Annotated in this window: 14 protein-coding genes; 5 read left to right on the forward strand and 9 right to left on the reverse strand. The window is 63.5% G+C overall.

Translation table 11 applies throughout. The annotated features are described in order from the left end of the window. The first annotated feature begins 138 nt into the window (after positions 1–138). The gene (locus FBY10_RS30045; RefSeq protein WP_145338814.1) at positions 139–1,584 is read left to right on the forward strand and encodes a mechanosensitive ion channel domain-containing protein; all 1,446 of its coding nucleotides are present in this window, start codon (positions 139–141) and stop codon (positions 1,582–1,584) included. 90 nt (positions 1,585–1,674) lie between these two features. Beyond that, positions 1,675–2,289, forward strand: a complete 615-nt coding sequence (locus tag FBY10_RS30050; RefSeq protein ID WP_145338815.1) for an LpxA family transferase — start codon at positions 1,675–1,677, stop codon at positions 2,287–2,289. On the opposite strand, the gene FBY10_RS30055 is transcribed toward FBY10_RS30050, so the two are convergent. The 9 genes from FBY10_RS30055 to FBY10_RS30095 all read right to left on the reverse strand — a co-directional run bounded on the left by FBY10_RS30055 (position 2,286) and on the right by FBY10_RS30095 (position 11,714). Then, positions 2,286–3,608 carry a carbohydrate porin gene (locus FBY10_RS30055; protein ID WP_092489224.1) on the reverse strand — a complete coding sequence of 441 codons (1,323 nt, stop codon included), beginning with the start codon at positions 3,606–3,608 and terminating at the stop codon, positions 2,286–2,288. The genes FBY10_RS30050 and FBY10_RS30055 overlap by 4 nt on opposite strands. 185 nt (positions 3,609–3,793) lie before the next feature. Next, positions 3,794–4,564, reverse strand: coding sequence for an SDR family NAD(P)-dependent oxidoreductase (locus FBY10_RS30060; RefSeq protein WP_145338816.1), 771 nt, complete (start codon positions 4,562–4,564; stop codon positions 3,794–3,796). Positions 4,565–4,592: 28 nt separating this feature from the next. Continuing rightward, positions 4,593–5,651 carry an L-rhamnose/proton symporter RhaT gene (gene rhaT, locus FBY10_RS30065; protein WP_090404933.1) on the reverse strand — a complete coding sequence of 353 codons (1,059 nt, stop codon included), beginning with the start codon at positions 5,649–5,651 and terminating at the stop codon, positions 4,593–4,595. A gap of 40 nt (positions 5,652–5,691) precedes the next feature. Further along, entirely contained in the window at positions 5,692–6,012 is a 321-nt protein-coding gene (rhaM, locus tag FBY10_RS30070) for an L-rhamnose mutarotase (RefSeq protein ID WP_178116817.1), read from the reverse strand. Further along, a complete protein-coding gene (locus tag FBY10_RS30075) occupies positions 6,012–6,893 on the reverse strand; it encodes an amidohydrolase (RefSeq protein WP_145338817.1) in 882 nt (293 codons plus the stop codon). The genes rhaM and FBY10_RS30075 overlap by 1 nt, the downstream gene beginning before the upstream one ends. Before the next feature lie 69 nt (positions 6,894–6,962). After that, positions 6,963–8,396: an aldehyde dehydrogenase gene (gene aldA / locus FBY10_RS30080; RefSeq protein ID WP_145338818.1), complete on the reverse strand. Its 1,434-nt coding sequence runs from the start codon at positions 8,394–8,396 to the stop codon at positions 6,963–6,965. A 10-nt stretch (positions 8,397–8,406) separates the two neighbouring features. Beyond that, entirely contained in the window at positions 8,407–9,207 is an 801-nt protein-coding gene (locus FBY10_RS30085; protein ID WP_131696512.1) for an aldolase/citrate lyase family protein, read from the reverse strand. 10 nt (positions 9,208–9,217) lie between these two features. Beyond that, positions 9,218–10,402 (reverse strand): L-rhamnonate dehydratase, encoded by a 1,185-nt coding sequence (gene rhmD, locus FBY10_RS30090; protein WP_145338819.1) that lies wholly within the window; start codon positions 10,400–10,402, stop codon positions 9,218–9,220. A 16-nt stretch (positions 10,403–10,418) separates the two neighbouring features. Continuing rightward, positions 10,419–11,714, reverse strand: a complete 1,296-nt coding sequence (locus FBY10_RS30095) for an MFS transporter (protein ID WP_131696510.1) — start codon at positions 11,712–11,714, stop codon at positions 10,419–10,421. A gap of 116 nt (positions 11,715–11,830) precedes the next feature. Between FBY10_RS30095 and FBY10_RS30100 the strand changes: the two genes are divergently transcribed. From FBY10_RS30100 to FBY10_RS30110, 3 genes are all read left to right on the forward strand, one after another. Continuing rightward, positions 11,831–12,772: a LysR family transcriptional regulator gene (locus FBY10_RS30100; RefSeq protein ID WP_145338820.1), complete on the forward strand. Its 942-nt coding sequence runs from the start codon at positions 11,831–11,833 to the stop codon at positions 12,770–12,772. Between the two features lie 91 nt (positions 12,773–12,863). Next, the gene (locus FBY10_RS30105; protein ID WP_027607930.1) at positions 12,864–13,382 is read left to right on the forward strand and encodes a sigma-70 family RNA polymerase sigma factor; all 519 of its coding nucleotides are present in this window, start codon (positions 12,864–12,866) and stop codon (positions 13,380–13,382) included. Further along, positions 13,379–14,296: a FecR domain-containing protein gene (locus FBY10_RS30110; protein WP_131696508.1), complete on the forward strand. Its 918-nt coding sequence runs from the start codon at positions 13,379–13,381 to the stop codon at positions 14,294–14,296. Before FBY10_RS30105 ends, FBY10_RS30110 begins: the two co-directional genes overlap by 4 nt. Positions 14,297–14,316: the final 20 nt, after the last annotated feature.

Here is a 14,316-nt window from a genome sequence, read left to right on the forward strand (position 1 = left end):
GGGCCGCTTCGCGCCCCAACGCGGGGCAAGCCCGCTCGCCACAACAAGCCCGTTCACCACCATTGCGCAGCAAGACATTTTGTTTGCGCAATCTCTATTTCATGCGATCTTCCCGTCATTCGCCCTGGAGTCGCCTGGATGCCCTCATTTATCGCTGATCACCCGATGCTGTGCGCCGTAGCGCTGATCTTTATCGACATCGCCGTGTGGCGCCTGATCTCTGCCAACCTGGCCAATTGGAAGCTGGCTGCGCGGTTGGCGATTTTTGCCGTGTTCAGTGCCGTGCTGTTCAACGACGGCATGAACCCCATGCAACTTGCGCCCTATACCGACAACACCGCCTTGCACCTGGCCGCCACGGCCCTGCAGATCGGCTGGTGGCTGTTTGCGGCGCGCACGCTGACGGTGTTGCTGGGCACGGTGATGATGCAGCGGGTGGGTCACACCGGGCGGTTGTTGCAGGACCTGATGGGCGCGGTGATTTTCCTCATCGCGATCATCGCCGCCATGGCCTATGTGCTCGACCTGCCGGTCAAGGGCGTGCTGGCCACCTCCGGCGCGGTGGCGATCATCGTTGGCCTGGCGTTGCAAAGTACCCTGAGCGATGTGTTTTCCGGGATCGTGCTCAACACCACCAAGCCTTATCAGATCGACGACTGGATCTCCATCGACGGCACCGAAGGGCGGGTCACCGACATCGACTGGCGTGCCACACGCCTGCAAACCTCCCAGGGCAGCCTGGCGGTGATCCCCAACTCCCTCGCGGCCAAGGCCAAGATCATCAACTTTTCGCGCCCGGCGGACATGTTCGGCCTGACGGTCAGCCTGCAAGTCAGCCCCCATGCGCGTCCGCAGACCGTAATCGAAGCACTGGAACGTGCGATGCAGGGCTGCCGGCCACTGTTGGCCAAACCCGCGCCGAGCGTGGCATTCAAGACTTCCGCCAGTGGCGGCGTGGAGTATGAAATCAGCGGGTTCGTGCCGGCTATGGCCCTCAAGCGCGAGGTGCGCAACCAGCTCTATGACCTGGCGTTCCGGCACCTGCAAGCAGCGGGCGTGGGCGTGCTGTCCGCCACCGAAAGCAGCGCGCCACCGGCCATGTCTGCCGCGCGGGCGTTGCTGGAGCGTTCGTCGATTTTCTCCACCTTGCGCCAGGAAGAGAAAGACACCTTCAGCCAGAACATGACCCTGCACACCTACCGCGCCGGCGAGATGATCCTGCCGGCGGGGGAGGTCAGCGATCATTTGTTTATCGTCGAGTCCGGCGTGGTCTCGGTGATGTTGACCAAGGGCGACCATGTATTCGAAGCCGGGCGCATGGGGCCGGGAGAAGTGATTGGCGAGGCCGGGATCTTGTCCGATCAGGCCGTGCTGGCGGACTTTTCCGCCAAGACCTTCTGCACGTTGTACCGCATCGAGAACGAATACCTGAAACCGTGCCTGGATGCGCGCCACGACATTAGCGAGGCGATGAAGGCACTGTTGGAATTCCGCCTGCATGCCGCCCAGGTCCTGACCCAGGAGGCGCCGGTGGTGCCGGTGAAGAAGGGCTTTTTGCAGTGGCTGCGCAAGCGCGGCCTGTGAGAGGGAAGGGCCTGAAAGTGCTGTACTCGATGTCGAATGATCGCCAATGCGGGTTTTCTTGACTGTCTCTGACCACGTGAGGGCTCGACCTTGATTCGACTCACCGACTACATCGCCAACCTTGCTCAATCCCCTCTTGCCCCGTGGGCCGGCTTGGCGCCCTGGGCCCTGGTCGCCCAGGCGCCGGCCGTTGTTCGCCAGATGCTCGCCGACCTGCCGGCCGACGACTACAGCGTGAACGACGAAGTCGCCATCCACCGTACCGCTATCGTCGAACCCGGTGCCTTGCTCAAGCCGCCCCTGATCATCGGCGCCCATTGCTTTATCGCCAGCGGCTCACTGCTGCGCGGTGGGTGCTGGGTAGATGAGCACTGCATCATCGGCCCCGGCGCCGAACTGAAAACCACCTTCATGTTCAGCGGCAGCAAGCTGGCCCACTTCAACTTTGTCGGTGATTCAGTGCTGGGCCATGGGGTCAACCTTGAGGCGGGGAGTATCGTCGCCAACTACCGCAACGAGCGGGACGACAAGGACGTGCTGGTGCGGGTTGACGGGGTATTGCAGCGCACCGGCTGCGACAAGTTTGGCGCGTTGCTGGGGGATCAATGCCGGGTTGGCGCCAATGCGGTATTGGCGCCGGGGGCGGTTCTGGTACCTGCCAGCGTCGTGGGACGCGGACAGGTGTTTGATGCAGAGAACGGCTAGAAGTCGGCGATAAATTGCACGCCGCCGACCACTGCGCCCGTGGTTTGCGTAAGCCCGCCGGGGTATTTCACGTATTGCAGGTTAGGCCGCACCATCAGCCATTTCGTCGCCTGCACGCCATAGTTGATCTCGTAGCTGTACTCGCGGCGCTGCTCGGGCACGTACAGCGGGTCATCGATGTCGGTCACGCCATTGGCGCCGTTGAGCATCTGCGTATTGCGGGTATAGCGGTCGCTGACCTGCAACTTCGATGCGCCGAGGCCGAAGGTGTCGTCCGGGCGTGAATCGAAGGGGCCACGGTAGATCAGGCCGACCTGGATCAGGTGCTTGATCACGCTTTTGTCCGGGTCATTCACCGTCAGGTTCGCGAACACGTTGAGCCCGCGCCTGGCGTTGCCGTCGACCGTGGTTAATTGCTGCTGGCCCGACAGCCACCAGCCGCTGTTGCTGGAATACATCCGGTAGGGCTTTCGTGAGCTGGCGGCGTAGTTGCCGTCGGCGTCCTTGAGCATGTCCTTGGTGTCGGCGTTGGCGTAGTAGTAACCGGCGTGGTACTCGGAATTCAGCCCGGCGAGCTGGCCTTTCCAGATGGCCTCGATGGGGAAGCTGGTGCCCTGGGAACCGCTGATAAACGGCTTGAAACCATTGCTGGCTTCGGCGTTGCCGGGGTTCTTGTCGTAGGCGCCGACCTGCATGGCGAACTCATCGGTGAACTGGTACTTGGCCCGCACCGCCCACTGGCTGATCGGAAAGCTGTTCCACACGCCGTTCCAGTTGCCCTCCTGGGAACCGCACAGGGTGACGTTCTGGAACTCGCAGGGGAACTGGTCGAAGTCTTCGCCATGGCCGAAGCGCCCCAGTTTCAGGGCGAACTTGCGCTCGAAGAACTTCTGCTCGTACCAGAACTGCGAGAGCCGCCAGGCATTACCGCCGCCGAAGACTTCCATGGTGGAGGTCAGGCCGGTGGCGTTGGGCTGGTGCACGCGGTCGTTGGTGATGTCCTTGCCATGGCGCTCACCGATGCCGATGCGAAAGGTCGCATCCTGCCAACCGAGGAGTTTTTGCAGGTCCATGTTGACGCCCAGGATCAACTGGTCGCTCCAGCGCGCGGTGGTGTGCGAGTTGTAGCCGCCGCCGAGGTTGGCACCGACTTCGCCGACATACTTGAGGGTGAAGTCGTAGCCTTGTTCGGCCAGTTGGGGGCGCAGGCCGTTCCAATCGCCGAGCATGGCCGGGGAGTTGGGGTCGAGCAGGCCCGCACTGAAGGCACAGGTGGACATGGCGCTGCAGAGCAGGGCCAGGGGGAGGGTGGTGCGCATGGAAGTACTCCTGGAATTGTTGTTTTTATTAGGTACAACACAAACTTCAGGCACACAGAGATCCCTTGTGGGAGAGGGCTTGCCCCCGATGGCGGTGTATCAGTCACTAATGCACCGACTGACACTCCGCTATCGGGGTAAGCCCCCTCCCACAGTGGAAGTGTGGTGTTTGTTAGGGCGCGGGGTTACTGCAGGTTTACGTAGAGGCCGCCATCGACGAGCAACGACGCACCGGTCACATAGCGCGCCATGTCCGAGGCGAGGAACACGATCGGCCCGGCCACATCGTCCGGCTCGCCCAGGCGGCCCAGGGGCGTGCGCGAGGTCATGTAAGCAAGTTTTTCTTCGTCGGCCAGGTCGTCCTTGTTGATGTCGGTGGCGATGGTGCCCGGCAGCACCGAGTTGCAGCGGATCCCATACGGGCCCAAGGCAATCGCGCAGGATTGCATCAACGAATGCAGGCCGGCCTTGGTCGGCGTGTAGTGGGTTTGCATGCCGCCGCCCACCAGCGCACTGATGGAACTGACGGCGATGATCGCGCCGCCACGGCCCTGGTTTTTCATCTGGTTGGCCGCCGCCTGCACGGCGAAGTAGGCGCCGTTGAGGTTGGTGTTGACGGTTTTCAGGTAGACCTCGCGGGGCATGTCGAGGAACGAGTGGAACGGGCAGATGCCGGCATTGTTGACGAACACGTCGACGCTGCCGAAGGCCTGTACTGCGCCGGCCACCAGCGTGTCGCCGGTGTCCGGGTCGGCCGCATCGCCGCCCACTTCGATGGCTTGGCCGCCAAAGGCCTTGATCTCTTCGATCAATGAATGCGCAGCCTCGGTGCCTTGGCCGCTGCCGTTGTGGCCGATCACCACGCGGGCACCCTGGCGGGCACACTCACGGGCTGCGGCGCGTCCGATGCCACGGGAGGCGCCGGTGATGATCACGGTTTTGTCTGCAAGCAACATAAAAATACTCCTAGAAAATCAAGCGGCGTCAGCCGAGGTAATTGCCGTAGCCGACCATGGCGATAGCGCCGAGGATCACCGCGATGCCCGCCACCAGCACGCCCTTGTTGGCCGCGCTGGTGCCGTGCCATTCGCGGAAATACAGGCCCCAGCAGTTGGACACGATGATGATGAATGACATGTGCAGCACCCAGGAACTGGCGTCGTTCTGCAGGCGGCTTTCGCCCATGCCGTAGAAAAAGAACTGCAGGAACCACAGCGTGCCGGCAATGGCCACCAACAGGTAGTTGCCCAGCAGCGGGGTGCTGCGGTCGGTGTAGTTATGGAAGGTGCGGTTGCGCCAGTTCAGCCACAGGCACCAGATGCCGTTGGTGGTCAGGCCGCCCCACATGATCACCATGAAGGTCACGTTGTTCTGGAACAGGCTGTTGGCGCCATGTTCCACCGCCGCCGCCGCCAGTGGGCGACCGGCGGAAATGCCGTAGCTGAAACAGGCACTCAGCACGCCGGAAATCACCGCCACCAGCATGCCCTTGCCCAGGGCGAATTCGCTGACGCTGGCGAACTTCACCGCTGCGGACACTTCCCGTTCCTTGATCAGCCCGGCCTTGCCGCACACTGCGATGCCGATCAGCGATACCGCCACGCCCCAGAGCACCCAATGCCCGCCTTGTGAGGCCAGCATCGAGGTCAGGGTACCTTCGGTGTCCTGGGTGAACAGGTCGCGGTACAGCGCCGGCATCAAGGCGCCGAGGGCCGAGGTGAGGCCCATGATCAGCGACATGCCTAAGGACAGGCCCAGGTAACGCATGGTCAGGCCGAAGGTCAGGCCGCCGATGCCCCACAGCACACCGAACAGGTAGGTCCAGAGCAGGGTGCCGGTGTCGGCATTGCGCAGGATTTCCACCCAGCCTGGCACCGTCAGTTGGGCGGCGATCAGCGGCACGATCAGCCAGGACACCAGGCCGCCGGTGATCCAGTAGCTTTCCCAGGCCCAGCCGCGCACCTTCTTGTAGGGGATGTAGAAACTGCCGGAAGCGAAGCCGCCGATAAAGTGCAGAATCACACCGAGGAGAATGATTTCCACGTGGTCGAATCCTTTTTATTGTTGTTGTGGGTCGGTTAATTCAAGGGCGGCTCAGCTGGAACATCGGCAGCAGGTCGACACTGACCGGCGAGCCGTCTCCATGGCTGGGCATGATGTCCTGCATATGGCGCCACCAGCGTTGCATCAGTGCGGTGCGGGGCAGTTCATCCAGGCCGTGGGTGTCTTCGTGGGTGAGCACGGCGAACAGCGCATTGGTCGCCTCATCGAGGAAAATCCGGTAATCCACCACGCCCGCGTCGAGCAGGGCCTGGGCCAGTTCCGGCCAGATCTCGTCGTGACGCCGGCGATATTCATCAGCCTGGCCCGGATTGAGGTGCATGCGAAAAGCGCGGGTCTGCATTACAGCGCTCCATGGGGTGGCGTGGGCGTGTAGATACGCACGGCGTTATGCAGGAAAAACTTGGCCTGCACGGTTTCAGGTTTGTCGGCCATGCAGTGTTTGACGAGCCCCAGGGTGGTGGCGAAATCCGCCAGGTGATCGCTGTTGGGCCAGTCGCTGCCGAAGAAGCAGCGCTCTTCGCCAAAGGCCTCCCACAGCACGGCCAGGCGGTCGTGGTAAAACGCAGTGTCGGTGATCAAGCCCTGCGCCCCAAGCTGGGGAATTTCCGCCAGCTTGGCGAACACATTCGGGCGCTCGGCCAGGCGCAGCAGGTCGGCGTGGTACGCCGCCTCCTCACCCAGGAGTACCTGGGCGTTGGGCAGGTGGTCGACGATGATGCGCAGCTGTGGCAATGCGTCGCTCAGCTGCAGCAGGCCTTTGAGCAAGCGCGGGTTCGGGTTGGCGCTGTCCAGGCTGCGGCCGGTGGCGGCGAGTTGGCGCAGGCCGTCGATAAACCCCGGGCGGGTCTGGTCGTGCAGCAGGTCGCGGTCCCACAGGTTGCCGTAGCGCAGGCCGAGGAACAGCGGCTCATCCGCCAGGGCCTCGAGGTCGGTGGCGAAGTCGGCGTGCAGCGGGTCCAGGTTGCCGACAAAACCGAGCATGCGCGGCTCGCGGCGCAGGGTGTGCAGCAGCCAGCGGTTGTCGTCGCGCCATGGGCTGGCTTCCACGGCAATTGCGCCGATCACATTGTGTGGGCCGGCCAGGGCCCAGTAGTCGGCAGGTAAATGGGCGGTGTACAGCCGATTGCCCGGCTCGGGCCACGGGATGCCCTGGGGGCGACGTGGGTCGAACAGGTGCAGGTGGCTGTCGATGATGGGGCCGCTATAAGGCGTCAGGGGCATCGCGCAATCCTTGTGGGATTTTGTCAGGAAAGGCCCGCACGCTAACGCGCACCGACCCGTTTCACCACCTCAGCTCTGCAGGTACACCACATGGGTATGGGTGTACTCGTAGAGGCCGTGCTTGCCGTCGGCGCCGCCGATCCCGGATTTGCGCACGCCGGCATGGAAGCCTTGCATGGCTTCGAAGTTTTCGCGGTTGACGTAGGTTTCGCCGAAGTCGATCTCGCGCACCGCGTGCATGGCCTTGCCGAGGTCGCGGGTGTAGATCGACGAGGTCAGGCCGTAGTCGCAGTCATTGGCCAGGGCGATGGCTTCGTCGAGGTCGTCGACAATCTGGATCGGCAGCACCGGGCCGAAGATCTCTTCGCGCATGATCTCCATATCGGCCCGGCACCCGGCCAATACCGTCGGCTGGAAGTGAAAGCCGGCACCCAGGTCGGCGATCTGCCCGCCACTGACCAACGTGGCGCCCTGGCTCAGGGCGGTGCGCACTTTGCGGTTGACGCTGTCCAGGCCCTGGCGATTGATCAACGGACCCATTTCCGCATCGGCCATGGCCAGCGGATCGCCGTAGCGGGTCGCGGACATGGCCGCGCTGATACGCTCGATGAATGGCTCGGCAACCTTGCGCTCCACGTACACGCGCTCGGCACAGTTGCACACCTGGCCGGTGTTGATGATGCGCGAATCGCGGATGGCTTTGACCGCCAGGTCCAGGTCGGCATCTGCCAGCACGATGGCCGGCGCCTTGCCGCCCAGCTCCAGGTTGAGCTTGGTGATGTTCGGCGCGGCGGCGGCCATGATGCGTGAACCGGTGGCGACGCTGCCGGTGAAGCTGATCATGTCCACGCCCTTGTGGGCAGTCAGTGCAGCGCCGACCTGACCATCGCCGCACACCACATTGAACACGCCGGCGGGCAAGTCGGTCTGGGCCACCAGTTTGGCGAATTCAAAGCAGTTGTTCGGGGTTTCTTCGCTGGGCTTGATCACGATGGTGTTGCCGGTGAGCAGCGCCGGGGCCAGCTTGCGGGCGATCAGGAAGAACGGGAAGTTCCACGGCAGGATCCCGGCCACCACGCCCAACGGTTTGCGGAACAGGAAGATGTTTTCGTTGGGGCGGTCGCTGGTGATGATCTCGCCTTCGATGCGGCGCGCCCATTCGGCCATGTAGTCGAGGTAGTCGGCGGTGAAGTTCACTTCGACCTCGGCCAGGCCGCTGACCTTGCCTTGCTCCAGGGTAATGGTGCGGGCCAGGTGGGCGACGTTTTCCCGCAGCTTGGCGGCGATGCGGCGCAGATGCCCGGCGCGTTCGATCGCGGGTTTGCGCGCCCAGTCTTTTTGCGCACTGCGGGCCGCGGCGAGGGCCTGGTCGACGTCGTCGGCGGTGGACGCCGGGACCTTGGACAACAAGACCCCGGTCGCCGGGTTGAACACATCGATGTGCGCCTGGCTTGGGGTAAAGCGGCCGTTGATAAAGTTCTGGTACACGGGAACGGATGGCATGGGCAGCTCCTCAGTAAGTGCGCGATGGCGCGTTCGTTTCAGCGGCAGGGCGGTAGCGGGCAAGGGTGGCCAGGGCGCTCTGGCGCAGCAGGCTGATGTCGATGGCTACCGCGATAAAGCGGCAACCCCAGGCCTGGTAGCGGCGTGCGTCGTCTTCGTTGGGCGCCAGGATGCCGCTGGCCTTGCCGGCGGCGAGGGTGGCCTCCACCGCGTGCTTGATGCGCTCCTGCACTTCAGGGTGGCCGGGGTTGCCGGCGTGGCCGAGGCCGATGGACAGGTCGGCGGGGCCGATAAACACTGCATCCACGCCTTCCACGGCAGCAATCGCCGCGACGTTTTCCACGCCCAGGCGCGACTCCACTTGCACGATCAGGCACAGCTCTTCATGGGCGGTATTGAGGTAGTCGGCCACGCCATCCCAACGGGTGGCGCGGGTCAGGCCGCCACCGACGCCGCGAATGCCATGGGGCGGATAGCGCATGGCACGCACCAGGGCCTGGGCCTGTTCGGCGGTTTCCACCATGGGGATCATCAGGGTCTGGGCGCCGACGTCGAGCAGTTGCTTGATCAGGCTGGCGTCACTGTTGACCGCACGCACCACCGGTGCGGTGGCGTACGGGGCCACGGTCTGCAATTGGTTGAGCACGCTGGGCACGGTATTGGGCGCGTGTTCGCCGTCGATCAGCATCCAGTCGTAGCCGAGGCCGGCGACGATCTCGGCGGCGTAGCCGGTGGCAAAACCGGCCCAGATGCCATATTGGGTGGCGTCCTTGGCCAGGGCGGCCTTGAAACCATTACGGGGCATATTCATGGCGTTTTCCTCAGCGATTGTACGGACGGTGCAACTGGCAATCCGGGTTCAGGTCTACGCCGAAACCGGGCTTGTCGAGCACCGACAAGCGCATGCGGCCATTCACCGGGACCGGCTCGCCGAGCAGTTGCGGGTGGAACATCGGCACCACTTCATCGGCCTTGGGCGCCATCATCAGAAATTCGGCGAACGGGCTGTTATGGCGGGTGGCAACAAAGTGGTAGCTGTACACCGACGAGCCGTGGGGCACGACCATTGCGTTGTGGGCATCGGCCAGGGCGGAGATTTTCACCAGCTCGGTGAGGCCGCCGCACCAACCGACATCCGGCTGGATAATGTCGCAGCAGCCCATCTCCAGGAGCATGCGGAAGCCCCAGCGCGTGGCTTCATGTTCGCCGGTGGTCACCAACATGCCTTTTGGCACGTTGTTGCGCAGGGCGGCGTAGCCCCAGTAGTCGTCGGGAGACAGCGCTTCCTCGATCCACTTGAGCCCGTGTTCATGGGCGCCTATCGCCAGTTTGGTGGCGTAGTTCACATCCAGGCTCATCCAGCAATCGAGCATCAACCAGAACTCCGGGCCGACCCGTTCGCGCATGGTCGCCAGGGCTTCGAGGTTTTTGCGCAGGCCTTCTCCGCCTTCGCTGGGCCCGTGGTGCAGGGGCATCTTGCCGCCGATAAAACCCATCTTCTGCGCCAGGTCCGGGCGCGCGCCGGTGGCGTAGAACTGCAACTCGTCACGCACCGCGCCGCCGAGCAACTGGTGCACCGGCTCCTGGCGGATCTTGCCGAGCAGGTCCCACAGCGCGAGGTCCACCCCGGAAATGGTGTTGATCACCAAACCCTTGCGACCGTAGTAGAGGGTTGACTGGTACATCTGGTCCCAGATCTTCTCGAGGTCCGTGACACGTGCGCCTTCGATAAAGCGTGCCAGGTGTTTTTCGACGATATACGCCGCCGGTTCGCCGCCGGTGGTCACCGCGAAACCGACGGTGCCGTCGCTGGCTTCGATTTCCACCACCAGGGTGCCGAGCACGTTGATGCCGAAGCTGCGGCGGCTCTGGCGATACTCCGGGTATTTGCTCATGGGCGTGCAGATATGGTCGTCAATCCAATGGCCGTCGCCCTGGTCGTGGTAATCGGCGCCGCCGCCTCGCAGGACAAAGGCGCGCACGTGTTTGATGGTGAGATGACCCATGGTATGACTCCTGGAATTAAACAGTGGCCGGCGTGTTCGACGCGGTGCGGCCGGGTGAATGGATGCCCAGTACCAGCAATGCAGCGAGCACCGTGGTGGCGGACAGCAGGTACAAACCGGCCGCCGGGGAATCGAAGGCGCCTTCGGCCCAGTGCTTGATCACTGGGGCGATAAAGCCGCCGAGGGCACCGAAGGAATTGATCAACGCAATGCCGGCTGCGGCGGCGCTGCCGGCCAGGTAGCTGGAGGGGAAGGTCCAGAACACCGGCTGCACCGCGATAAAACCCGAGGCGGCAAAGCACAGCGCGAGCATGCCCAGCAGTGGGTTGGCGAAGGTCACCGAGCAGGCGATGCCGGCGGCCGCCATCAATAACGTCAGGCAGGCGGTGCGGCGGCGTTCGCCGGTGCGGTCGGAATAACCGGGGATCCACCAGGCAGCGAACAGCGCGCAGACCCAGGGAATCGCCGAAACCAGCCCGACCATCAAGCCGACCTTGGTGCCGAGCAGGCCGCCCACCTGGGTGGGCAGGTAAAACACCACGCCATACACACTGGCCTGGATCAGCAGGTACACCAGGCACAGGTACAGCACCGAGGGTTGGCACAACACGGTCAGCAGGCTGCGGCCATGGGAGGTTTTGTGTTGGTCTTCCAGGTCGAGCAGGCTCTGGATTTGCTGGCGCTCGTCCACGCTCAGCCACTTGGCGTCGGCGGGGCGATTGTCCAGGTACCAGTAGGCCCAGATGCCTACCGCGCTGGCCATCAAGCCTTCCACGGCGAACAGCCACTGCCAGCCGTGAATCCCACCGAAGCCATCCATCTCCAAGAGCAAACCGGACAATGGGCTGCCGAAGATAAAGGCCAGGGGCGCGCCAAAGTAAAAGAAGCCCATGGCCTTGCCGCGCACGGCCTGGGGGAACCAGTAGGTGAGGTAGAGGATCACGCCGGGGAAGAACCCGGCTTCGGCCACGCCCAGCAGGAAGCGCAGTACGTAGAAGCTGGTTTCGTCATGGGCGAACACCATCGCCGCCGAAATCAGGCCCCAACTGACCATGATCCGGCACATCCACAGGCGGGCGCCGACACGGTGCAGGATCAGGTTGCTCGGCACTTCCAGCAGCGCGTAGCCGACGAAGAACACACCAGCGCCAAAGGCAAAGGCGGCATCGCTCAAACCGGTGTCGGCCTGGAAGGCTTGCTTGGCGAACCCGACGTTGGCGCGGTCGAGAAACGCCATGATGTACATCAACAGCAGGAAGGGCAGCAGCCGCCAGGAAATCTTGGCGAGCAGGTGTGCGGGCAGGGTTTTCATGAGGAGGTCCGTTGTTTTGTTCTTATGGACCGGACTGTACGGCGGCCGAGCAATGCGCTACAAATCGAATCTCGCTTACAACCGATAACCTCAGGGTATCGATAATAAGGAAAAAAATGCGTAGTCCCACGATCTCTCCCAGCCTGTTCAACCGTCTGCGCTACAAGCACTTGCATATGCTGGTGGCGCTGAGTTCCAGCCAGAACCTGCACCGCGCCTCCCAGGCCCTGAGCATGTCGCAACCGGCAGCCACGCGCATGCTGCGCGAGATCGAGGACATGTTCGGCTGTGACCTGTTCGAGCGCCTGCCACGGGGGATGCGTCCTACGGCACTCGGCCAGCAACTGATCAATTTTGCCGAATCGGCACTGAGCGGTCTCGACCGTTGCGCCGAAGACCTGATGGCGCGCCAGCAGGGCGGGTATGGCTACTTGTCTATCGGCACCATCATGGGCGCCGCGCCGGACCTGGTGATGGACTGCATTGCGCAGATCAAGGCGCTCAACCCGCAACTGCGTATCCGCATCATGGGCGACACCAGCGACCAGGTGATCCAACTGCTGGAGCGGGGGCGCATCGACCTGGCCATCTCCCGGCGCAACGCTGCCACCGACAGCGAGCACTACAGCTTCGAACCCCTGGGCAACGAGCGTCTGTTGGTGGTGGTGCACGCCGGCCACCCATTGGTCCGACGCCGCCAGCTATCCCTGGCGGAGCTGGTGCGCGACTGGCCGTGGATCCTGCAACCGCAAACCAGCCCGGCGCGTATCGGTTTCGACCAAGCCCTGCAAGACCTGGCGCTGCCAAGCCCGGCGGACATCATCGAATGCAGCTCGGTGTACTCCATGCAGCAGTTGATCCAACTGACCGACGCGGTGATGGTGCTGTCGGAAAGTGCCTTGCGTGATTATCTGAAAATGGGCCTGGTGGTCGCGCTGCCGGTGGCCCTGGACGTGCGGCTGGCGCCGTTTGGCATCTTGTTGCGCAAGGGCGAGGGGGTGAGCCGCGAATTGGGCTTGTTTATTGACCTGCTGCGGCAGAAGGCGGCGATGCTGTAAACGCGAGTTTGAAAAGATCATGGTGTCCCGGCACGATATTAAATAGAATGAATCTCATTTGAGACTCAATCGCGCCGTGCAGGTTGTTGCCATGAATGATGCTGTTGTCCCCACGCACGCCCCCGAACTGACGCTATCAAGCTTGTACCGTGACCATCGCAGTTGGCTGGAAAGCTGGCTGCGGCGGCGACTGGGCAATGCCTGGGATGCGGCCGACCTGAGCCAGGACACGTTCCTGCGGGTGCTTGCCAGTGCGCAGCCGATTGCGCAGATGCAGGAACCCCGGGCGTACCTGGTGACGGTGGGCAAGCGCCTGCTGGTGAATTTTCATCAGCGCCGCAGCCTCGAACAGGCGTATCTCAATGCCCTGGCCACCTTGCCCGACACCTGTGTGCCGTCGCCCGAACAGCGCTGGCTGGTGCTGGAAACCCTGCAAGCCCTGGATGAATTGCTCGACGGCTTGCCCGTACTGGTGCGCCGTGCGTTTCTATGGAGCCAGCTGGAGGGCCTGGGTTACCGCGAGATTGCCGAGCGTCTTGACGTGTCCGAACGTACGGTGAAGCGCTACATGGCCCAGGCCTATGAGCATTGCCTGCTGGTGGAGCTGTGAGCCGCGACGTCGCGCGCGCCGCCGCCCAGTGGCTGGCGCTGGTCGAATCCGGCGCGGCCACCGAGCGCGATCACGCTGCGTTGCAGCATTGGCGCGACAGCCATCCCCAGCATGAACAGACCTGGCAAAGAGCCCAGACCTTGCGCCAGCGTTTCAGCGACTTGCCCCAGGCGCTCGCGATGGCCAGCCTCGACCGCCCGCAACCGGGGCGACGTGCCGTGCTCAAGCGTGCCTTGGGCGTGGCGGCGCTGCTGCCGACGGCATGGTTGATCAGCCGCCAGTTGCCTCTCGAAGCCTGGCGTGCCGACGTGCACACCGCCACCGGCGAACGCAAACGCATGCCGTTGGCCGAGGGTGGCAGCCTGCAACTGAATACCGCTACAGCCGTAGACGTGGACCTGGCACAACGGCGCATCACCCTGGTCGACGGTGAGCTGGCGCTGAACGTTCCGGGCGCGGCGGCGATGACGGTGCAAACCCGCTACGGCCAATTGCTCGTCAGCCAGGCCGAGGTGTGCGTGCGGCAGCTGCCTTCCGGTTGCCTGGTGTCGGTGCTCAAGGGCGCGGTGCAGGTGCGTGATTTGAGCGCAAACCTGGCGACATTGCAGGGGGGCCAGCAAGCACCGCTGAAAGCCGGCGGACTTGGCGCCTGGGTGCCGTTCGATGTGCTGCAGCTGGGTTGGCGCGATGGCGTGTTGACCGCGCAGAACCAGTTGCTGGGGGATTTTCTGCGCGAGCTGGAACGCTATCGTCCGGGCGTATTACGCTGGGATCCCAGCCTGGAAACGCTGCGGGTGACCGGCAGTTTTCGCCTGGATGACACCGACCGCATCCTCGGCCTGCTGGCCTCGACCCTGGGGTTGGAGGTGCAATCTCGAACCCGTTATTGGGTGAGCCTGCGCAAGGCGGCTTGATGCGCTTTGTGGCAAGCCGG

The organism is Pseudomonas sp. SJZ103, from assembly GCF_007828335.1.
Lineage (GTDB): Bacteria > Pseudomonadota > Gammaproteobacteria > Pseudomonadales > Pseudomonadaceae > Aquipseudomonas.